This is a genomic window from Terriglobales bacterium (assembly GCA_035624455.1).
Taxonomy (GTDB): domain Bacteria; phylum Acidobacteriota; class Terriglobia; order Terriglobales; family Acidobacteriaceae; genus DASPRM01.
Map to the genome: position 1 here is coordinate 1 of DASPRM010000117.1, position 26,021 is coordinate 26,021.

The 26,021-nt window shown below is 59.0% G+C and carries 24 protein-coding genes; 17 read left to right on the forward strand and 7 right to left on the reverse strand.

Features of this window, described 5'->3' with window-relative positions; translation table 11 throughout:
* Window positions 1-3: 3 nt before the first annotated feature.
* The gene (locus tag VEG30_12810) at window positions 4-636 is read right to left on the reverse strand and encodes a peroxiredoxin (GenBank protein HXZ80805.1); all 633 of its coding nucleotides are present in this window, start codon (window positions 634-636) and stop codon (window positions 4-6) included.
* 161 nt (window positions 637-797) lie between these two features.
* Window positions 798-2,912 carry a TolC family protein gene (locus VEG30_12815; GenBank protein HXZ80806.1) on the reverse strand — a complete coding sequence of 705 codons (2,115 nt, stop codon included), beginning with the start codon at window positions 2,910-2,912 and terminating at the stop codon, window positions 798-800.
* A gap of 405 nt (window positions 2,913-3,317) precedes the next feature.
* Here VEG30_12815 and truA point away from each other — a divergent pair, with 405 nt between their 5' ends.
* From truA to VEG30_12865, 10 genes are all read left to right on the forward strand, one after another.
* Window positions 3,318-4,109: a tRNA pseudouridine(38-40) synthase TruA gene (gene truA / locus VEG30_12820; GenBank protein ID HXZ80807.1), complete on the forward strand. Its 792-nt coding sequence runs from the start codon at window positions 3,318-3,320 to the stop codon at window positions 4,107-4,109.
* Window positions 4,110-4,385: 276 nt separating this feature from the next.
* On the forward strand, window positions 4,386-5,957 hold the full coding sequence (locus VEG30_12825) for an aldehyde dehydrogenase family protein (protein ID HXZ80808.1): 1,572 nt from the start codon (window positions 4,386-4,388) through the stop codon (window positions 5,955-5,957).
* 74 nt (window positions 5,958-6,031) lie between these two features.
* The gene (locus VEG30_12830; GenBank protein ID HXZ80809.1) at window positions 6,032-6,442 is read left to right on the forward strand and encodes a PPOX class F420-dependent oxidoreductase; all 411 of its coding nucleotides are present in this window, start codon (window positions 6,032-6,034) and stop codon (window positions 6,440-6,442) included.
* A 187-nt stretch (window positions 6,443-6,629) separates the two neighbouring features.
* A complete protein-coding gene (locus VEG30_12835) occupies window positions 6,630-6,971 on the forward strand; it encodes a hypothetical protein (protein ID HXZ80810.1) in 342 nt (113 codons plus the stop codon).
* Between the two features lie 90 nt (window positions 6,972-7,061).
* Window positions 7,062-8,384, forward strand: coding sequence for a LeuA family protein (locus tag VEG30_12840; protein HXZ80811.1), 1,323 nt, complete (start codon window positions 7,062-7,064; stop codon window positions 8,382-8,384).
* 183 nt (window positions 8,385-8,567) lie between these two features.
* Complete coding sequence (locus tag VEG30_12845) at window positions 8,568-8,903, forward strand: PilZ domain-containing protein (GenBank protein ID HXZ80812.1); 336 nt, start codon at window positions 8,568-8,570, stop codon at window positions 8,901-8,903.
* A gap of 253 nt (window positions 8,904-9,156) precedes the next feature.
* A complete protein-coding gene (locus VEG30_12850) occupies window positions 9,157-10,122 on the forward strand; it encodes an alpha/beta hydrolase (GenBank protein ID HXZ80813.1) in 966 nt (321 codons plus the stop codon).
* Window positions 10,123-10,392: 270 nt separating this feature from the next.
* Window positions 10,393-11,778, forward strand: a complete 1,386-nt coding sequence (locus tag VEG30_12855) for a M20/M25/M40 family metallo-hydrolase (GenBank protein ID HXZ80814.1) — start codon at window positions 10,393-10,395, stop codon at window positions 11,776-11,778.
* A 38-nt stretch (window positions 11,779-11,816) separates the two neighbouring features.
* The gene (locus VEG30_12860; GenBank protein HXZ80815.1) at window positions 11,817-13,499 is read left to right on the forward strand and encodes an amidohydrolase; all 1,683 of its coding nucleotides are present in this window, start codon (window positions 11,817-11,819) and stop codon (window positions 13,497-13,499) included.
* A 280-nt stretch (window positions 13,500-13,779) separates the two neighbouring features.
* A complete protein-coding gene (locus VEG30_12865) occupies window positions 13,780-14,103 on the forward strand; it encodes a hypothetical protein (protein ID HXZ80816.1) in 324 nt (107 codons plus the stop codon).
* 31 nt (window positions 14,104-14,134) lie between these two features.
* On the opposite strand, the gene VEG30_12870 is transcribed toward VEG30_12865, so the two are convergent.
* A complete protein-coding gene (locus VEG30_12870; GenBank protein HXZ80817.1) occupies window positions 14,135-15,574 on the reverse strand; it encodes a cytochrome P450 in 1,440 nt (479 codons plus the stop codon).
* A gap of 119 nt (window positions 15,575-15,693) precedes the next feature.
* Between VEG30_12870 and VEG30_12875 the strand changes: the two genes are divergently transcribed.
* Both VEG30_12875 and VEG30_12880 read left to right on the forward strand, forming a co-directional pair.
* Window positions 15,694-15,858 carry a hypothetical protein gene (locus VEG30_12875; GenBank protein HXZ80818.1) on the forward strand — a complete coding sequence of 55 codons (165 nt, stop codon included), beginning with the start codon at window positions 15,694-15,696 and terminating at the stop codon, window positions 15,856-15,858.
* Window positions 15,859-15,861: 3 nt separating this feature from the next.
* On the forward strand, window positions 15,862-16,416 hold the full coding sequence (locus VEG30_12880; protein HXZ80819.1) for a hypothetical protein: 555 nt from the start codon (window positions 15,862-15,864) through the stop codon (window positions 16,414-16,416).
* On the opposite strand, the gene VEG30_12885 is transcribed toward VEG30_12880, so the two are convergent.
* The 4 genes from VEG30_12885 to ligD all read right to left on the reverse strand — a co-directional run bounded on the left by VEG30_12885 (window position 16,413) and on the right by ligD (window position 19,322).
* A complete protein-coding gene (locus VEG30_12885; GenBank protein HXZ80820.1) occupies window positions 16,413-17,105 on the reverse strand; it encodes an ion channel in 693 nt (230 codons plus the stop codon). The genes VEG30_12880 and VEG30_12885 overlap by 4 nt on opposite strands.
* 47 nt (window positions 17,106-17,152) lie before the next feature.
* Window positions 17,153-17,866: a DUF72 domain-containing protein gene (locus VEG30_12890; GenBank protein HXZ80821.1), complete on the reverse strand. Its 714-nt coding sequence runs from the start codon at window positions 17,864-17,866 to the stop codon at window positions 17,153-17,155.
* Between the two features lie 178 nt (window positions 17,867-18,044).
* Window positions 18,045-18,215 (reverse strand): hypothetical protein, encoded by a 171-nt coding sequence (locus VEG30_12895; protein HXZ80822.1) that lies wholly within the window; start codon window positions 18,213-18,215, stop codon window positions 18,045-18,047.
* A 36-nt stretch (window positions 18,216-18,251) separates the two neighbouring features.
* Complete coding sequence (ligD, locus tag VEG30_12900; GenBank protein ID HXZ80823.1) at window positions 18,252-19,322, reverse strand: non-homologous end-joining DNA ligase; 1,071 nt, start codon at window positions 19,320-19,322, stop codon at window positions 18,252-18,254.
* A gap of 114 nt (window positions 19,323-19,436) precedes the next feature.
* Here ligD and VEG30_12905 point away from each other — a divergent pair, with 114 nt between their 5' ends.
* From VEG30_12905 to VEG30_12925, 5 genes are all read left to right on the forward strand, one after another.
* Window positions 19,437-20,978, forward strand: coding sequence for a pitrilysin family protein (locus VEG30_12905; protein ID HXZ80824.1), 1,542 nt, complete (start codon window positions 19,437-19,439; stop codon window positions 20,976-20,978).
* Window positions 20,978-22,528, forward strand: a complete 1,551-nt coding sequence (locus VEG30_12910) for a pitrilysin family protein (protein HXZ80825.1) — start codon at window positions 20,978-20,980, stop codon at window positions 22,526-22,528. The genes VEG30_12905 and VEG30_12910 overlap by 1 nt, the downstream gene beginning before the upstream one ends.
* A 172-nt stretch (window positions 22,529-22,700) precedes the next feature.
* Window positions 22,701-23,642 carry a site-specific tyrosine recombinase XerD gene (xerD, locus tag VEG30_12915; protein ID HXZ80826.1) on the forward strand — a complete coding sequence of 314 codons (942 nt, stop codon included), beginning with the start codon at window positions 22,701-22,703 and terminating at the stop codon, window positions 23,640-23,642.
* Between the two features lie 40 nt (window positions 23,643-23,682).
* Window positions 23,683-24,570, forward strand: coding sequence for a tyrosine recombinase XerC (locus VEG30_12920; GenBank protein HXZ80827.1), 888 nt, complete (start codon window positions 23,683-23,685; stop codon window positions 24,568-24,570).
* A gap of 322 nt (window positions 24,571-24,892) precedes the next feature.
* Window positions 24,893-25,930, forward strand: coding sequence for an HD-GYP domain-containing protein (locus VEG30_12925; GenBank protein ID HXZ80828.1), 1,038 nt, complete (start codon window positions 24,893-24,895; stop codon window positions 25,928-25,930).
* Window positions 25,931-26,021: the final 91 nt, after the last annotated feature.

Below are 26,021 nucleotides of genomic sequence, written 5' to 3' on the forward strand. Positions count from 1 at the left end.
AATTCACTTGCGCTCTTTCGCCTGGCTGCGGGGTTTCTTGATCCTGGGCTGATTGGCGCGCAGCCACTCCAGCACTTCTTCTGCATTCTTATCCGGGGGGAAGACAGGATAAAACACCTTCACGATTTTGCCATCGTCGGCGACCCATGCCAGTCGCTTAAGCAGGGTCTGGCGCGCCACTTTGAAATTTGGCAGGCGCATAGCTCGCATCAGGCGCAACTCGGAGTCGCTCAGCACGGGAAAGGGGACGTGCAGCCGTTTGACCATCTCTTGCTGGTAGTCGCTGGTCTGCGTACTTAGGCCGTAGATCCGGGCGCCGAGCATCGTGAACTCGCCATAGAGATCGCGGAAGCCGCAGGTGTGAGGAGTGCAGCCCCGCGCGCCGGGAATCATGTCCCAGTCGGGAGCAGGTGGAACCTGTCCAGGCCTGCCGGTTTTCGGATACGCGAACACAACCGCGCGCCCCGGCACCCGTGACAGGTCCACCGCACCTCCCATGGTGGAATCCAGAGCGACGGAAGGAATCACTAAGTTTGTGAGATGTGACGCGGCGCCATCGTCCACCGGGCGAGGCAGATTTTCCGGCAAGGTAGTGAAATCGGATTTCGCGGCACCGGGAACTGGCAGCTTTGGCATACGGCCTGGGTGACAAACAATAGTACATCCTTGACACAAAAAATCCCGGCACCTTGCGGTACCGGGTCTCAGGTTCGTGTACGAAAACTCATAATGGCCATTCGACCAGATCAGAGTCTGTCGAACGGGCCGATGCCCGGGCGGGAAACCGGCGCCTGTGGTTACTTCGGCTGCGTCTGCGGCTCCGACTGAGGCGGAGTTTGCGTGGCCGGTGGGACCGACGGCTGCGCGGGTTCCGCGTGAATTACTCCTGGAACCTGTGGCGACTTCTCCACGTGCCCAGTCTCGGCGTCGGCCATTTCAATCCCCATATGCGGCAGCGTCAGGCCGATGGCGCGGTCGAGGTCCACCCGCGATTTCTCATAAGCAGCGCGGGCAGCCACCAGGGTAGATTCCGCCTGCGCCAGGTCGCGTTGCGCCTGCAGCACCAGGGTATTGGTGGAAGCCCCAAGAGCGTACTTCTTCTGCTCCGCATCCAGGTTCTCTCGCCCAAAGGCGACCCCCTTGAGGGCCGCTTCCACGCGCGCACGGTTCTGCTGTAAAACGAATTGCGAGTTGCGTACATCGATGCGAATCTGATTTTCGAGCTGCTGCAGGCGCATCTGCGCCTGGCGGAATTCGAGTTCTCCACGCACCTGATCCGCCTGGGCGGCGCGATTGCGGATAGGGATGGTCAGATTGAAGCCCAAGCCGCGGTCGGGCGCAGACGTGTCGAACAGGCTGCTGAAGGTATCGCCGTAGCTACGCGAGGGAAAGCTGCCGGGGGGAGTGCAAAAACTGTTGGTATTGGCGGGGCTGCAGGTCGCAATGGCGCTCTGATCACCACCCAGCCCGGCGCCACCGTAGAAAGCATATAGGTCGAGACTCGGCAGCAGCCCACTCCGCAGGCCCTTATTGTTCAGCGCACGGTTGGTGAGGTCGATGCGCGCCTGCGCCAGTTCCGGGCGATGGGAAAGTGCGTCGCTGATCAGTTCCTCGGTGGGCAGCACCGGCTCCTGGCCAGGCTCGGTCATGGTGTCGGTCGGAATGACTGGCGACGAGGCCAGCACATTGTCGGTGAGATTGCGGCTGATTGCATTCTTCATCAGCAGCTGCTGCAGTTGCAAATTGGTCTGAGAGACAATCAGGTCTTGGGTGCGAGTGGCAGCATCCGATTCCGCGCGCACGATTTCGATCGGCGCCAGGGTTCCGATCTCCACCTGCTTGCGATTATCGGCGAGTGTTTTCTCCGCCAGCGCCAGAGAGCGCTCCTTCACTTTCACGTCCTCGTAGGCGTTGACCAGGTCCCAATAGATATTCTGGATCTGAACCACAGTGGCAATTACCTGTTGGCGGAACGCGACGTCAGAGATTTCTCGATTGTTCTTGGCGATCTTGATGCTGCGGGTGTTCACTCCCCAGCCCAAACCCTGCAGCAAGTGCTGCGTGACCGTCAGGCGAAAGTTGCTGCCCAGTTGCGGACTGAGAGAGTTGAACAAGCTGTTCGTGGTAACACGTGAGTTGTTGAAGCCCACGGCCATGGTTGTACCGGTAGCAAAGCCCTGGTTGTAGGTGAAGTTTGCGAGAGTGTTGTTCTGGGTGAGTTGCTCCGCGCCGGCCAGGATGCTGGCCTGTGGTGTAGTGGCGCGTTCAAACTGGACTGTGCCGCTGAGAAAGGGATCGTAAATGGGAGTGGTGGGGCCGCCACCCAGAGTCGAGATCACGATTCCACCCGCACCGGTAGCGGCACCGCCTGCCGCCGTTGTGGTGCCGCCCGCGCCCGGACCTGAAGCACCGCTACCGAATCCGCCTACTCCGCCTCCGGGCGTGCCCTGCACCAGGCCGGTGTTGACGCCGCGAAAGGAAGCGCCTGCCTTGGTGCGCAAGATGTCCGTATCGGCGATGGACAGATTGTAGCGGGCAATGGCTAGATCCAAATTGTTCTCCAACGCGAGAGCCACCGCATCGTTCATGGACAGATACATCGTGCCGTTACGGAACACCTGGTCGATGCGCGAGCTGTTGGTAAAACTCGGCGGCGCCACGTGGCGGGGAGAATAAGGGGCGATAACGTTGAAGATGTGCGAGCGCGGTTTAGAGTAGTCGGGCAGTCCCGTCGCAGTGGACGTGGAAGCCGGGGCCGGTGCGGGAGCAGGCGCCGCCGGAGTCGGCGCCGCCGGCAGAGACGATGAATTGGTCTGACTCGCTTGATCTTGCGCTGCTGATATGGTGAGGGCTAAGACCGAAACCAGGACCAGACGGCTGGTCCAAAGCAAAGCACGACTGTATGAGCGCATCCGCTGTCTCCAGAAGAAAACATAATTTCCCTTAAGACTTCCCAAAACCCGATTCGTCAACCTTTGGATACGAAACTCTGGCCCGGTAGGTTCAAACATTCTGCGGGCAGGACGCTTGCATCGCAGGATTTGGGAGTTTCACAGTATATCTGACGTGGACCTCGCCATCGGGTTAACACATTTACGATTTCCGGTTCTTGAGATTTGAAATGGAACTACCAATTCAGGATGAGAAATCACTTGGCGCAACCCTGGGTAGGCAGTTACACACGGCATAGCCCGGCACCTGAGTGCCGGAATGAGAAAGTGAAGCAAACACTAGCCCCGACAGGGACGGCACATTCAGCCCCTGAGAGGCCTCCAGCCAAAACGGATCCCGCTGATGAATAATGCAGATCAGAACTAATGACACGCAACATCAAACTCGTGCTGGCCTATGACGGGACGGATTTCAATGGCTGGCAGATTCAGCCTGGACTTCCCACCATACAGGGCGCCCTCGCAGATGCGATTTTTCGCCTGAGCGGTGAGCAGGTTCTGCCGCAAGGATCGGGGCGCACCGATGCCGGAGTTCACGCGCTCGGCCAGGTGGCTTCCTTTGTGACCAACTCTCCGATCCCGATTCAGAAGGTGGTCGTGGCATTAAATGATCTGCTGCCGGCAAGCGTGCGGGTTCTGGAAGCGGAGGAGGTGGCTGCTGACTTTCATCCGCGACGATCGGCGCGCGCCAAGACCTACCGCTACCGCATCTACCGCGAAGCTGTATGCCCGCCCTTTCTGGCGCGCTATGTCTATCACCATCCGTATCCGTTGGCGGAGGCTTCTATGCGGGATGCTGCGCACCTCGTGGTAGGGGAGCACGATTTCACTTCCTTTGCAGCGGTGGACGAGGAGCGGGTGGAGCGGATGCGGCAGGCACAGGAGAACGACGAGGATGGCCCGAATAATTTGCGCACGATTCTTTCGTCGGAGTTTCGCCGCGTCGAGCCGGAGCTGATTTACACGGTGCGTGGGAGCGGATTTCTCCATCACATGGTGCGGAATCTGGTCGGCCTCTTCCTGCTGGTGGGGAAGGGAACGGTAGCGCCGGAGGAGGTAACGCGCATTCTGCGAGCGCGAGATCGCTCCGCGAATCCGGGGGCAACCGCTCCGGCCGGCGGGCTGTATCTGGTTAACGTGGAGTATGGTTGCGAATAACATTTAGCAATGCATTCAGCACTCAGCCGGCGTAATGGAGCGACGCGGCGCCCTCGACTGCACGTCGGAGGAGTCGAGCTGCGCTCGACCTGAACGGACGAGACGTCCGTTCCCACGTGATTTTGGAAGAACTGCAGATTCCCTGACGGCATGAGAAGCCGCTCGTGATGACGGGCGCGGCGCTCACTGGAATGGGTAAGTCCGAAGTGGGACGGTGGGTCGGGTGGCGCTTTGGCTAACTTTCCAATCCTACTCATCTGGGATAATCTGCGGCTAATGGCGAGTGAGCCCCAAGTCATCGCGCGGCACCTGGCCTCGCACAATCCTGCTGACGGTTCCCTGGTTGGCGAATACGCGATCGCCAGCACTGCCGAGGTACAGCATGCGGTCGATCGCGCCCACGCCGCGCAGAAGCTCTGGCGTGATACCCCCTTGCGTGAGCGGATCGAAGTGATCCGCCGCTTTCAACGAGTCCTTCACCAACATAAAGACGAAGTGGCCGAGGCCGTCACGCGTGAAGCCGGAAAGCCGCTGGTCGAGGCGCTACTGACGGAAGTGCTGGTAGTGCTCGATGCGGCGCGATTTCTGATCGAAAATGCCTTTCGCCTGCTGCGCCCCGAGGCGGTGCCGCACGGCAATCCCATCATGAAGACCAAACGCGGCAAGCTGGTTCGCGAACCCTACGGCGTCATCGGCATCATTTCGCCGTGGAATTACCCGTTCTCGACGCCAGCGACCGAAACGCTTGGCGCGCTGGTGGCGGGCAATGCCGTGGTGCTGAAGCCGTCGGAATTTACACCGGGAGTGGCTCTCAAGCTCGCGGAGTTGTTCGAAAAAGGCGGACTGCCGGAGGGTCTGCTTCAGGTAGTTGCAGGCGAGGGCGAAACTGGCGCGGCGCTAATTGCCTCCGGCATCGACAAGCTGATCTTCACCGGAAGCGTGGCCACGGGAAAGCGCGTAGCCCAGGCGGCAGCGGAGCGCCTGTTACCCGTAGTGCTGGAACTGGGCGGCAAGGACGCCATGGTTGTGCTGGATGATGTTGACGTGGACGTAGCTGCGGCCGGAGCGGTGTGGGGCGCGTTTGTCAATGCCGGGCAGGCGTGCCTTTCGGTCGAGCGCTGTTATGTGCACCGCAGTCTTTATGAACAATTCGCTGCCGCTTGCGCGGAAAAAACAGCGAAGCTGAGAGTGGGCAACGGATTGGATGCGGAAACAGATGTCGGTCCGCTGATCCATGACCGGCAGTTGCGAATCGTCGAAGAGCATGTGGCCGACGCGGTGGCGCGCGGCGCGCGAGTGCTGACAGGCGGCCGGCGGCTGCCCGCGCTGGGTCCCAACTTTTATGCGCCTACGGTGCTGGCAGGCGTAGATCACTCGATGCGCATTATGCGCGAGGAGACCTTTGGTCCGGTGCTGCCGATCATGGCCTGCGACAGCGAGAGCGAGGCGATCCGGCTCGCAAACGATTCCGAGTTCGGTCTGTCGGCAAGCGTGTGGACGCGTGACCGCGCGCGCGGCGAAAAGCTCGCCGCCCAACTCGATGCCGGCACAGTGATGGTGAACGATGCCGTGACGTGCTTCGGTATCAGCGAAGCGCCGCACGGAGGCTTCAAAGCCAGCGGCCTGGGCCGGACCCACGGGCGCATGGGGCTGGAGGAGATGGTGCGAGTGAAGTACATCGACTCCGACCTGCTGCCGTCTGTGAAGAAAGTCTGGTGGTACGGCTACGGCACCGAGTTCTCGCGGCAGATGCGGGGTTTCGTGGATTTTCTGTTTGCGCCGGGCCTTGGGAGGCGCTTGCGTGGAGGATTGCAGTCGCGGGCGTCACTGTTTCGCAAGCGGTTGTAAGGGAGGGTACCTGTCGTCAGGTTTGATGTGTCGGGACTTCCGCCAACCGCATCTCTCAGGAGTAGGAGCTTGTCATGGTAAATGCACTTACCGATCAGATCGTCGCCTTACTTGATCGCCGTAATTTTGCGCATCTTGCAACCATCATGCCGGATGGCTCACCTCACAGCGCGCCGGTGTGGTTAGGACGCGAAGGCCAGCACATCCTGGTCTGCACGTCGGAGAACTCCATCAAAGCGAAGAATGCGCGCCGCGATCCGCGAGTTGCAATTTCAATTGTCGACCTGAAGGATCCTTACAGCGAAGTGCAACTGCGTGGGCGGGTCGTCGAGCAGCGGCCTGATCCTGATTTGAAGCATCTGGATGCGATCTCGCAAAAGTACGTGGGCAAGCCGTTCCCGTTTCGCGACGAACCACAAGTGGCTCTGGTGATCGAGGTCGACAAGGCCCGATACATGAAGGAGCCGTTCGAGCATGCAGCGTAGGTCGTGAGTCACTTCACGCCGACGTATCATTCAGGTGGGTGACTTCCGCTTTGCGCCTGGCGTTGGCAGGCTCCAGCCGGGGGTTCCGGTGTGACCTGCGACCTTCATTGCTTTACCGCCTTCCGGTAGAATATCTGTGTTTCCCGCTTTTATTTCTGCGCATTCGTCTGCGCTCGCGAGGTAGATCGTGGCGACCATTGAGGCCAAAGTCGGAGAAGGTTCCATTCCGCAGCTCCCCAATCACAAGGTGAAGATCAAGAAGCCGGGGCAACGCGCCTGCAACGAGAAGGACGAGAAGAACAAGCTCTGCGGTGGGCACCTTAAGCGCTGGTACTACCTCGCGGATGTGTTGGAGCAGGAATGCGGCGATGTGGAGAAGACCTTCGGCCGCGATGCGGAAATCTATCGCTGCGAGCACTGCAAGACGCTATACCTGCCGAACTCGGTGGATCCGCGCGGACTCAACGTGGCCGGCCGCGGCCAGATCTCGACCTTTGGACTCACCTTGCCGCCGAAGGATGGAAAGTAAGAAGCAACAACCAGCACTCAGCATTCAGCCATAAGGAGCTGTCATCTTGAGGAGGACGGGGAGGAATTCCCGTCCGAGTCGAAAGACTGGGTGTTTGTTCTCACCACGAGCCTGTCCATTCGCGCTACACTTCTTACAGATGTGGGTGTGCCGAGCATGAATGTCTCCGAACTTATCTACGACTGGAACAATATTCCCGGGCCGGACTATAAGCCCAAAGGCCCGGTGTTGCTGAACGATGAGTCGCTGCGCGATGGTCTGCAATCGCCATCGGTGCGCGATCCAACCATTCCTGAGAAGATCGAGATCCTGCACCTGATGGAAACGCTCGGGATCAACATGCTCGATATCGGGCTGCCAGGCGCAGGTCCACGTGCCATAGAACACTCGCTCGCCCTGGCACGTGAGATTGCACAGCATCGGATGACGATCAAGCCCAACTGCGCGGCGCGCACGCACGAGAACGATATTCGCCCCATCGCCGACATTTCGCAGCGTGCCGGCATTCCAATCGAGGCCGCCACGTTTATCGGCTCCAGTCCCATTCGCCGCTACGCCGAGGGCTGGACCGACGAGTTCCTGCTTCGGACCAGCGAAAAGGCAGTGAAGTTTGCCCGCTCACTCGGTCTGGAAGTGATGTACGTCACCGAGGACACGACGCGCTGCGACCCAGAGACCGTGAAGCGGCTATATACGGCTGCGATCGAAGCGGGAGCGCGGGCCATTGTGCTATGCGACACCACCGGACATGCCACCCCCATGGGGGTTTTGCACCTGGTGCGTTTCGTGATCCACGAAGTCGTGGAACCCTCGGGCGAGAAGATCCGCGTGGACTGGCATGGCCACAGCGATCGCGGCATGGGGCTGGCCAACTCGCTGGCGGCGCTGATCGCGGGAGCACATTGCGTACATGCCTGTGGGCTGGGAATCGGCGAGCGCGTGGGCAATACCCAGATGGACCAGATGTTGGTTAACCTGAAGCTGATGGGTATCGAGCCCTGGGACAAGCAGGATCTGACCTGCTTAAAGGACTATTGCCTGGCGATCTCGCGGGCCACCGGCCTGCCCATTCCGCGAAATTACCCGGTCGTGGGAGAAGATGCCTACCGAACCGGAACGGGAGTGCATGCGGCAGCGGTGATCAAGGCTTACAAGAAGAACGATTTGGAACTAGCTAACAGTGTCTATTCGGGTGTGCCGGCGCATCACTTCGGCCTGGAGCAAATCATCGAGATCGGTCCCATGAGCGGCAAGTCGAACATCATCTTCTGGCTGGAGCGGCGCGGAATCCAGGCGCACGATGGGATCGTGGAACGCATTTATGAGCGCGCCAAAGCTTCAGATCGCGTGCTCACCGAGACAGAGATCCTGGCTTGTTGTGTGCCGGTGCGCGCGGCCGGAGCGCAGTCTTAGAGAGCGGCTCCGCTACTCCGAAGTAACTCACCAACGTCATGTTTCCTGTGGCCTTAGAGTCGGCTACACTGCAGGTGTTGTTCCGCTCGTACCCTCCCATAAACAAATAGTCTCTGCCCGGCCGAAGTGTTCTTCCGGCCAGCGAACCACCAGGAAGAGAATTTGGGAGATTCGAATCTGTCTATGGCCTCTCCTTCTGATTTTGAGTCGCTGCTGGGAATCGCCCGTATGCCACTGGGCGAGCGCAATGAGGATCGCGTCCCCGCTGAGGACGAAGCTACTGTCTACGTGACCGATGGTGACCGCCTGTTTGAGGTACACGCGCGTCTGGTGGATATGAGCCCGCATGGCCTGCGCGTAATGCATCGCTATCCGGGGATGCCGATTGGGCGCGAGATTCGCGTGCTGCATCCCTGCGGAGCACAGAGGGCGCTGGTGATCTGGAACCGTAAAGTGGAAGGCGGATACGAGAGTGGAATGCGGATTGTAACAGAGATCATGGATTTAACTGGCCGATAAGGGTCGCTTCCTCCTGCTTAGCCGCTCCGCGGGTTGGGGCGGCTTTTTTTTAAGCACTCAGCAACAGCAATTAACACTCGGCACTTAGCAACTAGCGCCCGGCAGAACGCGGCTGGATCACGGAAGGCCGTGCTGGCGGTCACGGGTGTTCGGCGAGATTGTGGATAGGCTTTGATGTATGGCGGAGATCCTTCACAGGGAGCGTTATGCTCCAATGGGTGCAGGTGAAGCCGGGCGGAGCCGACGAAGCCTTGTGCGAGTGCTGTGGTGTGCAGTTCTCGCCGTGCTCGGCGCAAGCGCCTTTATCTACTCCTCGTACCAGCGAGACATTCGAGCGGCGCGGGCACGGATTGCCTCGGGCAGCACGGTTGTGAACACTGCTTGCGGTCCGATTCAGTATGCGGAAGTGGGCCACGGTCTTCCGCTCCTGATAATTCACGGTGCAGGCGGGGGATTCGATCAGGGGCTGGATGCATTTGGCGGTCTGAGCGGTCAGGGCTTCCGGGTGATCGCGCCATCGCGATTTGGCTATCTGCGAACCCCGCTTCCTCAGGATGCGTCGCCTGCGGCGCAGGCGGACGCACATGCGTGTCTGCTGGACGCACTGGGAGTGCGCACCGCGGCTGTCATCGGAGCCTCCGCGGGAGGACCCTCCACGATCCAATTTTGCCTGCGCCATGCTGAGCGCTGCTCGGCGATGGTGCTGCTTGTTCCTCTGGCTTATGCGCCACGTGCATCTGAGCCGAGGAGACCACCCGCGGTGGTCGCGAGAATCCTGGATGCCAGTCTGAAATCTGATTTTGTCTTCTGGGCGATGATGAAGCTGGGCCGCGACACCATGATCCAGACAATTCTGGCTACGCCGATGGCCGACTTCAAGCGGGCTCCTGCCGAGGAGCAAAAGGCTGTGCTGCAGATGCTCGAACATATCCTACCTATCAGTCCGCGGGAACAAGGGCTGCGCAACGATGGGGCGATTGCAACATCGCTGCCCCGCGTCGACCTGGAGCACGTACGAGTTCCCACCCTGGCCATCAGCGTTGAGAACGACGGGTATGGGACCTTTGCCGGCGCTCGCTATACGGCCGATCACATCCCGGGTGCGCGCTTTGTCGGATACAAAAATGGCGGGCATTTGCTGGTTGGGCATCAAAGGGAGCTAACGAACGAGCTGGTGGAATTTCTGAGGTCTCACTGCGCGCGAGCCGGGGGGAATTAGGTTAGGCGCTCTTTGAAATTCAACCGCGAGGTCCTTCGACTCGGACGCGGAGTGGTTCGCCGCGTCGTCGCTCAGGATAACGTTACCGCAAGTCGAGCTGCGCTCGACCTGATCTGAGGAAAACGTTCGTTCCCACGTGACCTTGAAAACTGCAGATCTCCCTCGGTAAAAAACCACTCGCGATGACAGTCTTGAATCTTGTGGACAGGCGAGATCGCCTGTCGCGCACCAACCTGCGCATGCGAAACTAGGGGTTGGAAGAAGGGCAGGGTGGCGACAACGACTGAGCTATACCGGTGCGCGATTGCCGTTGTAATATCGCTAATCTTGTCTATGGGTCCTACTCCGTCAGCCGATACCGTATCGAGGGCAGAGGCGCCTTCGGCAGCGGCAGCGCGCCAGCAGGTCACGCGCATTGCCAGCCTGCCTGAGGTGCACGCCGGTTTCGACTGGCTGCAAGCACATCAGAGACAACTCAGCGATCTGCAACTTGAGCTGACCAACATTCCCGCACCCCCTTTCGGTGAGGCACAGCGGGCGCAGTGGCTTAAGCAAAAGTTTTCCAGTCTGGGCCTGGAACAGGTAGACATCGACGAAGTTGGAAATGTGGTCGGATTGAGTCCGGGGTTGGATCCCTCGCCATCAAAATGCGTGGCGGTGACGGCGCACATCGATACCGTTTTCCCCGATAGGACCAAAGTGGATGCGCGCCGTGAGGGTGAGCGTCTCTACGGACCGGGGGTCTCCGATAACGCCGCCGGAGTCACCGCGATGCTGGCGCTGGCAGGAACGCTGCAGGCCGCGAAGATTCGCCATTCTGCTCCGATTCTATTTGTTGGAAACGTGGGCGAAGAGGGCGAAGGCGACGTGCGAGGGATGAGGTTCCTGTTCTCGCAATCACCGTGGAAGGATCGAATCTCCGCCACTTTGGTGATTGACGGCGCGGGTACGGACAGCGTGGTGACCCAGGCTCTCGGCAGTCGCCGTTTCATGGTGACGGTACGCGGTCCGGGCGGTCACTCCTGGAGCGAGTTTGGTGTTCCCAATCCCATCATCGTGCTGGCGCGCGCGATCGATAAATTCAGCCGCGTTCCGGTGCCGCTGAGCCCCAAGACGACGTTCAACGTAGGCGTGATCAGCGGTGGAACTTCGGTGAATTCCATCCCCGAGTCGGCCAGTATGCGGGTGGACATTCGCTCCGCTTCCGTGAACGAGATCGAGCGGCTGGAGCAAGTATTGCGCTCGGCAGTGGAGTCTGCGGTTGCCGAGGCAACGCGATCGCTGGAAAAGCAGGCCGGGAGCCGCAATGGAAATCCCGAGTTGAGCTACACGATCGAGCTGATCGGCGACCGGCCGGCGGCAGAACTCAATCCCAATGCGCGAATTTACACCCTGATCCACGCCGTGGATCAACATCTGGGCAATCGCGCGCGTGTGCAGCGGGCTTCTACCGATGCCAACATTCCCATCTCGCTGGGCTACGAGGCGCTGGCCATCGGTGGCGGCGGGCAAGGCGGTGGAGCGCACACCATCAACGAATGGTATGACCCAACGGGGCGTGATTTGGGACTGAAGCGTATTCTGCTGAGCGTGCTGGCGCTGAGCGGGGTGCCCGCCCCAACGCGGCGTGGGCCCACAAATGCCGACGGGAAATGATCTGCTACTTCTGCTGTATTCTCCTTTGCTTGAATGGGATGCAAAAGCCGCCGCAGATGGAGTCCGCGAATGCTGCCGCAGAGGCGGAGATCATCTTCGTCAACGGCGACATATTTCCGGGTGAGAGCCTCCTGGAACGATACATCGGCCACGCGAAGAGTGTATCTGCCGTGCCTGCCGAACGTGCGCAAGCTCTGGCGGTCCGCGATGGCCGCATCATTTCCGTAGGCAGCAATGCGGACATCGAGAAGCTCAAAGGCATGAAGACTGCTGTGGTCGATCTTGCGGGACACTTCGTCATGCCCGGCTTCAACGATGCTCACGTGCATCTCGCCTATGGCGGCTTCGAGAGGCTGAAGGTCGAACTGGTGGGCACGAAATCGCTCGACGACATGAAATCGCGAATCGCTGCGCACGTGCAGAAGGCTGGGCCCGGCGAGTGGATCGAGGGCCGAGGTTGGGATCACACGCTTTGGCTGGACGGGAGGCTTCCCACCCGCCAGGATCTGGACGCCGTCACTGCTGGGCATCCGGCGATCTTTGGCCGCGTGGATGGTCATATCGCAGTGGCGAATACGGAGGCGCTGAAGCTGGCGGGCATTACCAGCAAGACCGCCGTTCCGCCGGGAGGCAAGATCGATCGCGATGCGCAGGGTGAACCCACCGGCATACTGCGCGAGGCCCCCGCGATGGAGTTGGTACGATCGAAGATTCCCAAACCCAATGCAGCGCAACGCCGGCGGGGCCTGGAGTTGGTGTTCGAGGAAGCGGCACGTTGGGGCGTCACCTCGGCACAAGACAACTCCGAGTGGGAAGATTTTCTGGTCTGCGAACAACTGAAGCGCGAGGGCAAGCTCACGCTGCGTATATCGGAATGGCTTCCGTTCAAGGCACCAATCGAAGAACTCAAGCAGCGGCGCGACCATCATCCGCATTCCGATCTCATGCTGCACACCGGCATGCTGAAGGGCTTCATGGATGGCTCGCTGGGATCGCGCACGGCTGCTATGCTGGCGCCGTACACAGACGATCCGGGAAATTCCGGTTTGCCGCAATATGAGCAGGCGAAGCTGGATGCCATGACAAAAGAGCGCGCTGCCGCCGGTTTTCAGATCGGGTTTCACGCCATCGGGGATCGGGGAGTTGATATGGCGCTGAAGACGTTCGCGGCTGCCGAGGCTGCCGCGCCGGATTCCAAGCGGCTCCGGTTTCGTATCGAACATGCGCAGGTGCTGGCGCCTGGCGATATTGACCGTTTTCGCAAGCTGGGCGTGATCGCTTCCATGCAGCCGAGTCATCTGCTCACTGACATGAACTGGGCAGAAGCCAGAATCGGTCCGGAGCGTGCCAGGTTCTCCTACGACTGGAAGGGATTCGCACGCAACGGCGTGCCTCTGGCCTTCGGCACGGATTTTCCCGTCGAGCCGATCACTCCCTTTCGCGGGCTCTATGTGGCCGTTACGCGCAAGAACGAAGCAGGCACGAAGCAATATGTCTACGGCGAGCCGCTGAACATCGACGAGGCGATTGCGGCCTATACTGTGGGCGCCGCCTACGCCGAATTCGCAGAGCAGGATAAAGGATTCCTTGCCCCGGGAAAGCTAGCGGATTTCGTGGTTCTCGACCGTGACATCACCAAGATCGCGCCTGCGGAAATCCTGGGAACGAAAGTTCTGCGGACGGTGATCGGGGGTAAAACGGTTTACGCAGCGGAGAAATAGATTTGGTGTGGCGCGGACACTCTTGTCCGCGGCCCTGGATTCTGCTGCGCTAGCATTGTTGTCCCGAGTTTGGCTGAGCAGCGTTTTGGGTCATTCTGAGCCCGAGTGGGCGAAGGATCTTTGTATTCGATGAGCGAGCAGCGGTCACCTTCGGGCATGTGCTCTTTACAGAGAGCAGCGGACGTCGCGACAAGAGTGTTCGCGCCACACAGGGATGTCCGCGCCACACAGATAAAACTGAGGGAACGGAGGCCGCCTTCTCGCATCTAAACGAGCAACCATGTCGCAAACCAAGGCTAGCTGGCAGGAACGAGAGAATTCGCTTCTAGTGGGAGCCCCGCTGGTGCTTCTGCCGGCGATTGCCATCCTGCCCACACTGGCGTTCCTCATCGTTTCGCCGCGATTCGCACATGCCCGGGCGCTGGGATGCATGCTGATTCCGCTCTACGGGGCAGCCGAGGTCTATGGCATGGGCCGGCTTGCCTTCTCCATGCGCAAGCAATTCGACGTGATCTCCTTCTTCGCTGCTGGTGTGCTGTTTGTTCTAGTAGTGGTGATGATCTTCACCGGAGTAATGATGGTGGGCTTTCTGTTTCGCAGCTGAGGGGCTAGCGGAAGCAAAACGCCTCGCCACGTCACCTTCGCTCCAGGCTCATCTTTATCCCATATTTTGGCCGCAGCGTGATCACCGGCTTGGGTTCGACGGGGTGACCGGGAACCAGCCTCAGGCGCCATTTCTGTGCGATGGTCGCCAGCAGCAGCGTGCCCTCCATCCAGGCGAAGTCTTCGCCGATACACTGGCGCGGTCCGCCGCCGAATGGGAAATAAGCGAAGTTGGAGCGGGTTTCGCGCGCGCCGGGGCTCCAGCGATCGGGATCGAAGACCTCGGGATCAGGGAAGAAGCGCGCATCACGATGCATCACCCACTCGCTGACCAGCACGATCGCTCCCTTGGGAATGGTGTAGCCACCGATCGAATAGGGCTCTAGAGTCTTGCGGCCAACTCCCCAGGCGGGTGGGTAAAGCCGCATCGACTCCGCCAGCACGCGCCGGGTATAGGTGAGACGCGGGAGATCTTCCACCGTCGCCAGCCTCGAGCCCAGGCAAGAGTCTAATTCCGCGTGCAGCTTGGCTTCTGCGGCGCGGTTCTGCGAAAGCAAATACCAGGTCCAGCTCAGGGTCACCGCGGTGGTTTCATGTCCGGCGAGGATCAGCGTCACACATTCATCGCGCAGTTGCTCATCGCTCATTCCACCGGCGCTTCCATCGCCATCTTCTGCGGCTTCATTTTGCACGGCCAGAAGCATGGACAGGAGATCAATGCGCGAGCCGGTCTGCCCAGCCGCACGCGCACGAGCCTCTTCGATGATGCGATACACGATTCTGTCCAGCTTTTGCCGCGCTTTGTGTATCCGGCGGACCTGTGGCAAAGGAAGATGCTGGAGAATGTCCGAGAACGGGAGCATGACGAAATCGAAGACGTCGATGATAGCGTTGAGAGCGTCGCCGATTTCGCCCGACTTGTCCTGAATGTCAGTACCGAAGAGAGCCTTGGCAACCACAGCCAGGGTCAGACCCATCATTTCGGCGTGAATATCGCGAGTTTCGCCATGGCGCCAGCTTTGCTGCCAATTGTCGGCGTAATCAACCATCAGCCTGGCATAAGCAGCGATGTTGTCGTGCTTGAAAGCTGGCTGCATCAGCCGCCGCTGGCGAAGGTGCAGCGGATCCTCGCTGGTGAGCAGGCCCTCGCCGAGCACCTGCTTGGCGCGCTCGAGGATGCGTCCTTTTTTCAACTTGCGGTTATTGGTGACCAGGACATCCTTTACGTAGTCGGGATGATTCAGCAGCCAGACCTGCTGCGGTCCGAAATAGAAGCGCGCGATGTCGCCGTAGGTGCGCGCCAGTCGGGTTAGAAAACCCAGCGGATCGCGGCGATAGGTCAGCAGAGTGCGCGGAAGGACTCGGTCGCGCTTCGGACCTGGGACCTGGAGCACAGTAGGCGAGTTCTGTGGTTCCCCCGGCTTGTGAGTCGGAATGCCGCGTTCGAACGAAGTTGGCTGTTGCACGCTCATTGGGCTCCAGGGGGCGGAGACGCGGTGCGTGAGATTAGTCTATCGGAATGTTGGCGATATGGGTTACTGATTGCTAAGTGCTGATTGCTGACGGCTGACTGCTCAATTCGAGGTGTTGCTTGGTTAAAGGAATCGTATTCGCGGTTTTCCTGACTGTGTTCGCTGCGGCCCAGGTCAAGGCCCCGGAGCGCAGGGTTGAGAATAATGTGATTGTTTCTGAGCACGATCCCAAAGTGCGAATCGAGCTGCCGAAATCCGCGCAGTACGTGGGAGCAGATCGATGAGATTTGTATCATATCGCCGATTGCGAACTGCATGTTTGGGTGGAAGCCGACAAGCAAAAGAATGTACAGCGGCTCTATTGGGTGCAGTTCGAGGGTTATCTGCCCACGAAACCCGATTTGCATCATACATACGATTCTCCGTGGCACACCACCATCGGCGGTCTGGATTTCTATGTGGATACCTGGACACGCGAGCGTGACCAGAAGACCCGACCCGGTTCAGACCGCGAGCACGTACAGACGCTGATCCGGGCGAAGGGATACCAAATGCCAGCGGGAATGATGGACGTCCGCCTGGTGCACCTGTTGGACAAGCAGATGCGCAAAGAGCTGATGATTATCTATGGCGAAGATCTGGCGCCCACAGGACATTCCGCAGTCGACCTGAAGAAGGGCGGCGCCGCCTACGATCAATGGCCTGAGATCGAGAAGGGCCTGCTGGAGAGAGCGGAGAAGCAGGTGAAGATTGAGGCGGGCAGGCAATCCCAGTCAGCGCTTGGCATTCAGCAAATAATGGCAGCGGGAAATTTGTCGCTCGCGGTCTTCCCAACTCGCTAACCCGGGGAACGGCGATAGGTGGTGATCAAGCGGGAGATCAGAACCGCGAGATAGAGTACGCCGAGGATGGCTTCGATCACGGAAAGCGAACGAGCATTGTCGGTGACTGGGACAATGCCGGTCGCGCCGACTGAGGTCATGGTGGCAAAGCTGTAATAAACGAAATCGAAGAGCCGGGGAACCGTGTGTGTGTTCGACAGGGGATCGAGGTAGAAAGAGCGTGGTTGCAGTCTGGCTAACGCGCCGTAAAGGCTGGCGAAACCGAATCCCAGCAGGAGATAGATACACAGCGCTCCATAGATGGTTTCGGAAGTCGATTCGTCGCGGGCGAAGATGCGACGAAAAATCACCGTGACTACGAATACGTCAAATACAAAGCTGAGCGCAGTGTTGAGAATGATGAACGAACCTGCATCCGCTCGCGAGAACAGGATCCGTTGCAAGAGGGCGGGAATGGCGAGCACAAGAGCAATAACCAGCAGGCTGCGCCGGAAGCTAACCGCATATACGCAAAGCAGAACGACAGCTGCCCCAAGGACACGGAACAACAGATAGATGAATCGGCTGGTTTCGATGTATGGGTACACGATCAAAAAGACCAGCAGCAAGACGAACAGGAGAAAGAACCTGCGGCCGCTGCTGGCGTGTGCATTCCGACTAATTGCCGTTTGGAGCAACGTCTGAGACATAGCGGAAGATGCCGCCGATGGTACACCGTTTTCGCAGGACTGGGCACTCAACTACGCAAAGAGTCCGCTGCCTGCAGCAATTCGCGCGCGTACAGGGCGCCCTCGGGTGTGTCCTCGTGCTTGAAAAACGCAAAGACTTCGCGGTTGCCGGCGAGCTCACTGAGGCGGGTTCCGATCATGCTCCGCTCGTCCGGTGAATACGATGTCTTACGCAGGCGGTAGTAGCTGAAACTGGCCGTGGTCACGTCGGGAGTTGCCAGGTCGTCGTCTTCGGCCACGCATAGAGCGGCGTTGCGCTCTGACAGAACATCGTAGATCTCGGGCGCAAACCAGGAGACGTGGCGGAACTCGAAACTGCAACGCAGTAGCTTCGGGAGCAAAGCCAGAAAAACCCGCAGCAAGTCGGCATTGGCTTTGAGATTTGGAGGCAACTGAAACAGCACCGGTCCCAGCCTGGCGGAACTCTCCAGCAAAGAGATCGAGGAAATGAAGCGCCGCAGAGGTTCCTCGGCGCCCTTCAGCCGCTTGATGTGGGTAATGTTCTGGTGCGCTTTAATTACAAAGCGAAATTCTGGCGGCGTCTCGGCGAGCCACTTGGTTATCGTCTTCTCACTCAGCATGTGACGGAAGGTGTAATTCACCTCCACCGCGTTCACCTGGCTGGCGTAATAACGCAGAAAGTCTTTCTGCGCGAGCTTCTCGGGATAAAAGGCGGGCTTCCACGTGGGGTAAGCCCATCCGGATGTGCCGGCGTAGAGCATGGTTTTCCTTGAAAGCTGGAAGTGCAGATCCCTCGACCGCTACGGCACCCTTGTGATGACAATAATAAAACGCGAGGACCGATGACAGGGTGGATGTTATGTATTCTAACCACCAATTTTCATTGCTTACCGGCGAGTCCTGTGGCACTCAAGCCATCTTTTAGCTCAAGGAGGCAGTTTACTGAGCGATCTCCGCGACAAAAATGATTTCTCGCGAGCGTGCGGCCGCGAAGGGACTGGCTTTCCAGTCCCCGAACACGTCATGCACCGCCGGCCCCGAACGCGCGATCAGGGCCTCTACATGTTGTCGCGATGGAAAGCGCAGCGTACTTGTCGTGGTGAGCGTCATGTCTGGAACGGACTTTACGGTTAACGCTCAAAACTTTCACCGCTTGCTCGCGCCCGTTGAAGCTTTCGCTTTCGATTTCGATCTGCCCGCACGTTTAGGCGTCGCCGGACGCTCCGCCACGACAGATCTCACTTCTTCCACGCCCTTCTTTCCCGGACCTTCTCGCGCGAGGGCGGAACAGGCATCCAGGAGCTTCTCCAGGCTGGGCAGCTTCTGCTTTTTCTTCAGCACATCCGCGTAGAGATCGCCGTGTTGCTCAGAGCGCTCGACAACCTGATCGCTCCGGAATACCAGTGTGTTCATATCTTTCTTCCTGAGGCAGTTCTCAACCTCATCCCAGGTTACCGGCGTCGAAACAGTGGGCTGTTCCCTGGCGCGCAAGGAATACACGCAGATTGTGGTCTTGTGGTCGTCGTTCTGGCTCCAGTCCACCAGTACCTTGCCCACGCGTAAGGACTTCTTCATGTCCGAGACCACCTGCTGGGGAAAGATTTTTTCCAGCGCCCGAGCCAGGGTATGAGCGAATGACTTCGTCTCCTCATAGCCAACCGCGGTGTTCAGCGGCACATAAACCTGCAGGCCCTTGGAGCCTGAAGTTTTGGGAAAGCTATCGAGCGAGAGGCGATCGAAGAGGTCGCGAACCCATACTCCCACCTGGCAGCACTGCACGATATTGGCCGGTGGACCAGGGTCGAGATCAAAGACCAGAAAAGTAGGACGGCTGATGTCCTTGCCCTGCGACAGCGATGTATGCAGTTCGATATCGGCGAGATTGGCGGCCCAGACCAGTGAAGGCAGGTCTTCGATCAGGCAGTAGTCCATGTAGCGATTATTCCCTTCACTCCAGACAGCCACGGTTTTCAGCCATGGCGGCCGGTGGCTGGGACAATTTTTTTCATAGAAGAATTGCCCGGTCACCCCGTTGGGGTAGCGCTTCATGGTAAGCGGACGTCCCTTCAGGTGAGGCAGCAGGACAGGCGAAATACGCACGTAATAGTCGATGACCTGACCCTTGGTGAACCCAGCGTCGGGATAGAGCACCTTTTCCAGGTTCGATAAGCTCAGCTTGCGTCCTTCAATCTCGACGGTCGTCGTCTTCGGGGCCAAGGGATTCTCCTGAATTAGCGATTAGCGATCAGCAATCAGCAATCAGTCAACGCCGGTTTGACAAACCTATGCACTCTCCATAACCTCGGAGACTGATTGTGGGACGGAGGTTGCATGCGGTCGGGCGTTCGCCGAATTTCTCTTCTTCTACTGCTGCTCTCATCCTTTTTTTCTCCGCACTCCCGGGCGCAGGACCTGGCGTCTTTTGAGAAGCGCATACAGGTTAAGAAGCTGCCGAATGGCCTAACGATAATACTTTGTGAACGCCACGAGGCGCCGGTCTTCTCGTTTTTCACACTGGTGAACGCCGGCTCAGCGCAGGATCCCAAAAGCAAAACCGGGCTGGCGCACATGTTCGAGCATATGGCATTCAAGGGCACCGACACCATCGGGACTACGGATTATGCAGCGGAAAAAGTCGTGCTCGGGCAAATTGAAGAGGCGTATGCCGCGTATATCGCGGAACGCGACAAGCCTTTCGGTCGAGACGAGAAGAAATTGGCTGATCTGGAGAAGCGCTGGAAGCAGCTCGTCGAAGACGCCGAGAAATACGTGGTTCGAAATCAGTTTGGAACTTTCGTGGAAGATAATGGCGGCGTCGGCATGAACGCTCAGACCGCAGAAGATGAAACCATCTATTTCTACTCCATGCCCGTGAACCGGCTGGAGCGTTGGGCATTTTTGGAGTCGTCGCGCTTCGCGCAGCCGGTGATGCGCGAATTCTACCTAGAGCGCGACGTCGTCTACGAAGAGCGGCGCATGAGCGTGGAAAGCCGACCCATCGGGCGCATGATCGAGCAGTTCCTGTCTGCAGCCTTCATGGCGCATCCCTACCGCAATCCTGGGATTGGCTGGCCCTCCGACGTGCACAGCTTTTCGGCCACAGATGCGATGAATTTCTACGACACCTACTACGTACCCTCGAATATGGTGGTCGCGGTCGTGGGCGATCTCGATCCCGCTCGCGATTGGCCGGTCATCGAGCGATATTTCGGACGCCTGCCTACGCGTCCTCAACCTGACGAGCGCACCACGACGGAACCGCCACAGAATTCCGAACGCCGCGTGGTGCTCAAGGAAACCGCGCAGCCGTTCTATGTCGAGGGATATCACCGCCCTGACTATCTAGACAAGGACGACGCCGTGTACGACGCCATCACCGACCTTGTGTCCAATGGCCGCACGTCGCGTCTCTATCGCGCGCTGGTGCGGGATCAGAAAATTGCGCTGGAGGCGGCGGGATTCAGCGGACTTCCGGGAACCAAGTATCCGCATCTGTTCGCGTTTTATGCGGTTCCTAACCGCGGACACACACCGGAGCAGGTCCGGAATGCGATTCACGCCGAAATCGAGCGCATCAAGAAAGAGGACATCTCCGACACCGAATTGCAGATGTTCAAGACGCGCGCGCGGGCCGCGCTGATTCGCAGCCTGGGCAGCAATTCGGGATTGGCGCAGGAACTTGCCATCATGCAGACTCGCTACGGGGACTGGCGGGAACTGTTTCGCCAACTCGATCGCATCGACAAAGTGACGCAGGCAGACATCCGGCGCGTTGCCAATGCCACTTTCAGTGACACAAATCGCACGATTGCAATCATTGAGACGGTGCAGCCAGCAGGGAAGGCGGCGAGCCAGCCCTCGGGAGGACAGTGATGAGATCCTGGCACCTGCAGCGCGCACTTGTACTGGGACTGATGGCCGCCAGCTTCATCTCTCAGGCGCCTGGTCAGGCGGTCGCGCCTGCGCAGGCTCCCGCGGCACGACAGGCTCCCGCCGGTGCGCCAGTCGCACCGCAGATCTCAAAAGGCGAGGCCGAACTCGACCGCATAAAAGTTCCTCCGCTGCCCGCTTTTCATCCCGAGGAGCCGCAACGAATCCAGCTGGCGAATGGGCTGGTTATTTTTCTGCAGCCCGATCACGAGCTGCCGCTGATCACCGGCATTGCGCGTATTCGCGGTGGGGCGCGTTCGGTTCCGGCTGACAAAACCGGAATGATGGATATTTACGGCGAAGTCTGGCGGACCGGCGGCACCAAGGCGCGTACTGGAGATCAACTGGACGACTACCTGGAAGCGCGTGCGGCCAAGATCGAAACCGACGCCACCGGCGATTCCACCGTGATTTCCTTCAACTGCCTGAAGGCAGATCTGGACAACGTGTTCGCCGCTTTCCTGGAGCTGCTGCGCGAACCAGCGTTTCGCAACGACAACCTCGAGATCGCCAAGCAGCAGATGTATGCCATCATCGCACGGCGCAACGACGACTCGGGAAGCATTGCCCAGCGGGAATCGATGAAGCTGGCCTATGGCAAGGACAACCCGTACGCCCGCGTTCCCGAGTATTCCACGGTGGCCGCGGTAAGGCGGGATGATCTGTTGGCCTGGCACAGCCACTACTTGCAGCCGGGCAACATAATCCTGGGAGTTGTGGGAGATTTCGATCCCAAAGCGATGGAGGCCAAGCTGCGGCAGAGTTTTGAGAGCTGGCCCAAAGGAGCGGTGGCGGAGAAACCAGCAATGGACTTCACGTCCGCCAAGGCGGGATATTACTTCATCGATAAAGAAGATGTGAACCAGAGTTCGGTGCACATGGTCGCGCTGGGAATCCGCCGCGACAATCCTGATTACTATGCCATTCAGGTGATGAATGAAATTCTCGGTGGGGGCTTCTCCTCACGGCTCTTTCAGGTGATCCGCTCCAAGCTGGCGCTGGCATACACCGTTGGTGGCGGGGTCGGAGCCAGTTGGGACCATCCCGGAGTCGAGCAGTTCAGTCTGGGTACCAAAAGCGCAACTACGGCTCAAGCGATCCGCGCGGTGAATGAACAGCTCGAGGGCATGCTGACCGGGCCGCCGACCACAGAGGAGATGAAACAGGCGAAGGACTCGATCCTGAACTCCTTCATCTTCAACTTTGACTCTCGGGAGAAAGTTCTGGTCGAGCGGATGCGATATGAGTTCTACGGTTATCCAGCGGACTTTCTGGAACGCTATCGCGCGGGCATTGAGAAAGTTACCGTGGACGACGTGATGCGGGTGGCGCGCAAGCACATCCATCCCGATCAGCTCGCGGTGCTGGTGGTTGGGAATTCCGGTGAGCTTGGGGATCAGCTCAAGAGCCTGGGGCAGGTGACGACGATCGACATCACCATCCCGCCACCGCCCGGGATGCCGGCGGGACAGCCGGCGGCGCCGGGGAAGTAGGATTCAGCACTCAGAAGCCGTCTTTGGTTTTGAAAGGGCACGGCTTCAAGTGGGAGGTGAAAACAAAGCCTCGACGCTCTCAGTCGCGCTTCAACTCTGTACGCCCCCGCGCAGCCCCCGGTACCTCCCTCGCCATTCCTGGCGTCCTCGGAACTATGAAAACATTCTGCGGGTGGCGTCTCTTCCAGCCAAAGACGCACTGCTGTCCACCTTTCTCGACTATTTGAAGGTCGAGAAGGGATTGGCGCAACTGACCGTCACTGCCTATGAACGCGACCTGCTGCAGTTCGCATATCATTTAGCGAAGCAGAAGCGTAGCTTGCCCCAGGCTCGACGGCAGGATGTTCATGCATTTCTTGCGCGCCTTTTCTCCGACCAATTGGATGGACGCTCGGTGGCGCGCAAGCTCTCCGCGCTGCGTCACTTCTATAAGTATCTGCTGCTCGACCGCCACATCCAGGAAGATCCTACCCTGAACATCGAGACGCCGAAACAATGGAGGGTGCTCCCCAAGTCGCTCTCGCGCACGCAAGCGAAACAATTGATGGAGACGGAGCGGCCGCTGGCGGACAAGAAGCAACAACAGATGCTCATGGCGCGCGACCGCGCGCTACTGGAGATGCTGTACGGCGGCGGCTTGCGAGTTTCGGAGGTCGCCAGTGTCCGGCTGGAAGATTTGAAGGCCGACTTGGGATACGTGATGGTACGGGGCAAAGGAGACAAGGATCGCCTGGTCCCGCTTGGGCAGCCGGCGCTGCAGGCGATCAAGCAATACCTGAGATCCTCGCGGCCTGCGCTTGAGGCCGGTAAGAACTCACCCTTCCTTTTTCTGGGCCGTGGTGCACGGCGGCTGACGCGGCAACGAATCTGGCAGATCGTACGCAACGCCGGTCAACCTGCGGGATGCCAAGCCAGCCCGCACATGCTGCGCCACAGCGCGGCGACGCACATGGTCGAAGGAGGCGCTGATCTGAGGACGGTGCAGACCATTCTCGGTCACTCCGACATCTCGACCACCCAGGTGTACACGCACCTGGCGCTCGATCGCCTCAAGAGCGTCCATCAGAAACACCACCCGCGCGGGAAGAGAAGCGCGCGGGCTTTGGCAGTCTGACGTGGCATCCGCGAGACCAAATCCGAAACCTCAAGGCGCAATGGAAAAAGCTGCCGCCCTGTTCGTTCAGGGACTGCGGGAGAGAAATGCTTCGGCGCACACGGTGCGGGCGTACACGCGCGACTTGGCCGAATTCGCGGCTCACGTAGGCAAGAACAGAAAGCCCGAGGCTGTAGATCATGTGCACATCCGAGGCTTCCTGTCCGAGCTTTACGGCCGCGGGTTGACCAAGTCGTCGGTAGCGCGGTCGCTGGCGGCGGTCCGCTCGTTTTATAAATGGCTGGCGCGCGAAGGGCTGGCTAAGCAGAATCCGGCGGCGCTGGTGAGTACGCCCAAGCTCCCGAAGAAGCTGCCGCGCGTGCCGACGGCGGAAGAGATCAATGCAGTGCTGGATAGCGACATGCCGGAGCATGCCGCTTTTCCGGAGCGCGACCGCCTGCTGCTGGAATTGCTTTACGGATGCGGGCTGCGCAACTCGGAACTGGTGGGGATCAACCTGGATGACGTCCACTGGTCGAATGAGGCGTTGCTGGTGCGAGGCAAGGGGAAGAAGCAGCGGCTGGTGCCATTAGGGGACGCGGCGGCGCAGGCCATCCGTGAGTATCTCCCGAAGCGGCAGGAGATCGCTCGCGCCAACAGCAGAGTTGCGCCGGCATTACTGATCAATTTGCGTGGCGGACGGCTAACAACACGCAGCGTCGGCAGAATCGTGAAGGGGATCGCTGTTGCCAAAGGCTTGCCACCCGATGTTCATCCGCACACGCTGCGCCATGCCTTCGGCACCCATATGCTGGAGGAAGGCGCGGATCTGCGCGCGATTCAGGAGATGCTCGGCCACGAGCGCCTTTCCACCACGCAGCGCTACACGCAGCTCTCGATGAAGCACATGCTCGAGGTGTACGACTCCACGCATCCGAGAGCGAAGTGAATCAGCACACAGCAGTCAGCATTCAGCACGGTCCCCATCCCAGCCGTTTTTTGGCTAGGTGGGAGGTCGAGGCGCAGCCTCGACAGAGCGCATCCCCTTTACTTCACCTTGCTGTTCCTGCGTGTCCTTTGTGGTTAATTTCTTTGGCTGATTACTGACCGCTGACTACTGACTACTGATTGCTTCTGCTTCCACCCAGCCCCTGCCCCAAAGGACGTGTTCCTTAGTACCTAAGTAATCTACTGCCGGTCATGGCTTGCCGGTAAATTCTTGTAACTGCGCCGCAAGTACCGGCCTCCATTCAGCCTGGAGAGTGTTTCCCATGTCTTCGTCTGCCGTCACCCGGGAAGAAGTGAAGTTTCCCCACTACCATACTGCTCCCAAATCGTGGCTGGAGAGAGCCCGTGAGGCGGGCTTGCACAAGCTGCTCGAGGTAAATCGCGAGCTGTGGCTGGTCTTCTCCCTGTTTCTTCTGGCCTGGATTCTCAACTTTCTCGTGGACTCGCAGCGCATGGTGCTGGGGTTCTACACCATCCCAACGCTGATTTCGGCCTACGTCTTTGGCCGGCGTCATGCGGTGCTCACCGCGTTTGCCAGCATCTTCCTGGTCGGGCTGGTGGTTTATTACAACCCGACCGTTCCCGGCCATCGCCACATTGATCTTCCCATCGAAGACAAGTGGTTCGATCTCACGATCTGGGGTGGAATTCTGGTCATCACCGCCTACACCATGGGGACGCTCTACGAGCACAAGCAGGCACACATCCAGGAATTGCGCGACACTTACAACGGCATCCTGATGATCCTGCAGCATTTCATCTCCAAGGACAAATACACGCAGAATCACAGCTATCGCGTGTCGGTGTATGCCACCAAACTGGCGGCCTGCATGGGGCTGAGCACGGATCGCATTGAGGATGTACGCGCGGCGGCGCTGCTGCACGATATCGGCAAGCTGGATGTAAGCCGCGAAATTCTCTACAAGGCAGCGCGCCTGACCCAGGAAGAATATGATTCGATGCGCAAGCACGTGGAGATCGGAGTTGGACTGCTCTCGCCTGTAGGCGGATCGCTGCGCCGCATTCTGCCCATCATTCTCGCCCATCATGACCGCTACGATGGCAGCGGCTACTATCCCAACAAAGGGGAAGAGATTCCGCTGGAAGCGCGAATTCTTGCCGTGGCTGATGTCTATGATTCCATGACCAGCGACCGTCCCTATCGCAAGGCCATGTCGCCCTTCGACGCCAAGGAAGTGATTCTGAAAGGCTCGGGTACGGACTTCGATCCGCACGTAGTAGCAGTCTTCATCGCCGCTTTCAATGACCGCAAGATGGAAGTACCGGAAGTGATCATCTAGTCAAGTTGGAAGTTTGATCTCCGAAGTTTGAAGTATTAATCAGTGCGTGGGCCCCTCCCTTCGAAATCCTTAGGGTCTACAAAATGGGAGC

Coding starts and splice junctions, on each gene's coding strand:
- VEG30_12870 (HXZ80817.1), bottom strand. CDS start 15,574: ATGAGCGTGCAACAGCCAACTTCGTTCGAACGCGGCATTCCGACTCAC.
- VEG30_12815 (HXZ80806.1), bottom strand. CDS start 2,912: ATGCGCTCATACAGTCGTGCTTTGCTTTGGACCAGCCGTCTGGTCCTG.
- VEG30_12885 (HXZ80820.1), bottom strand. CDS start 17,105: ATGTCTCAGACGTTGCTCCAAACGGCAATTAGTCGGAATGCACACGCC.
- truA (HXZ80807.1), top strand. CDS start 3,318: ATGACACGCAACATCAAACTCGTGCTGGCCTATGACGGGACGGATTTC.
- VEG30_12865 (HXZ80816.1), top strand. CDS start 13,780: ATGTCGCAAACCAAGGCTAGCTGGCAGGAACGAGAGAATTCGCTTCTA.
- VEG30_12925 (HXZ80828.1), top strand. CDS start 24,893: ATGTCTTCGTCTGCCGTCACCCGGGAAGAAGTGAAGTTTCCCCACTAC.
- VEG30_12830 (HXZ80809.1), top strand. CDS start 6,032: ATGGTAAATGCACTTACCGATCAGATCGTCGCCTTACTTGATCGCCGT.
- VEG30_12810 (HXZ80805.1), bottom strand. CDS start 636: ATGCCAAAGCTGCCAGTTCCCGGTGCCGCGAAATCCGATTTCACTACC.
- VEG30_12910 (HXZ80825.1), top strand. CDS start 20,978: ATGAGATCCTGGCACCTGCAGCGCGCACTTGTACTGGGACTGATGGCC.
- VEG30_12825 (HXZ80808.1), top strand. CDS start 4,386: ATGGCGAGTGAGCCCCAAGTCATCGCGCGGCACCTGGCCTCGCACAAT.
- VEG30_12860 (HXZ80815.1), top strand. CDS start 11,817: ATGCAAAAGCCGCCGCAGATGGAGTCCGCGAATGCTGCCGCAGAGGCG.
- VEG30_12890 (HXZ80821.1), bottom strand. CDS start 17,866: ATGCTCTACGCCGGCACATCCGGATGGGCTTACCCCACGTGGAAGCCC.
- VEG30_12905 (HXZ80824.1), top strand. CDS start 19,437: ATGCGGTCGGGCGTTCGCCGAATTTCTCTTCTTCTACTGCTGCTCTCA.
- VEG30_12845 (HXZ80812.1), top strand. CDS start 8,568: ATGGCCTCTCCTTCTGATTTTGAGTCGCTGCTGGGAATCGCCCGTATG.
- VEG30_12895 (HXZ80822.1), bottom strand. CDS start 18,215: ATGACGCTCACCACGACAAGTACGCTGCGCTTTCCATCGCGACAACAT.
- VEG30_12920 (HXZ80827.1), top strand. CDS start 23,683: ATGGAAAAAGCTGCCGCCCTGTTCGTTCAGGGACTGCGGGAGAGAAAT.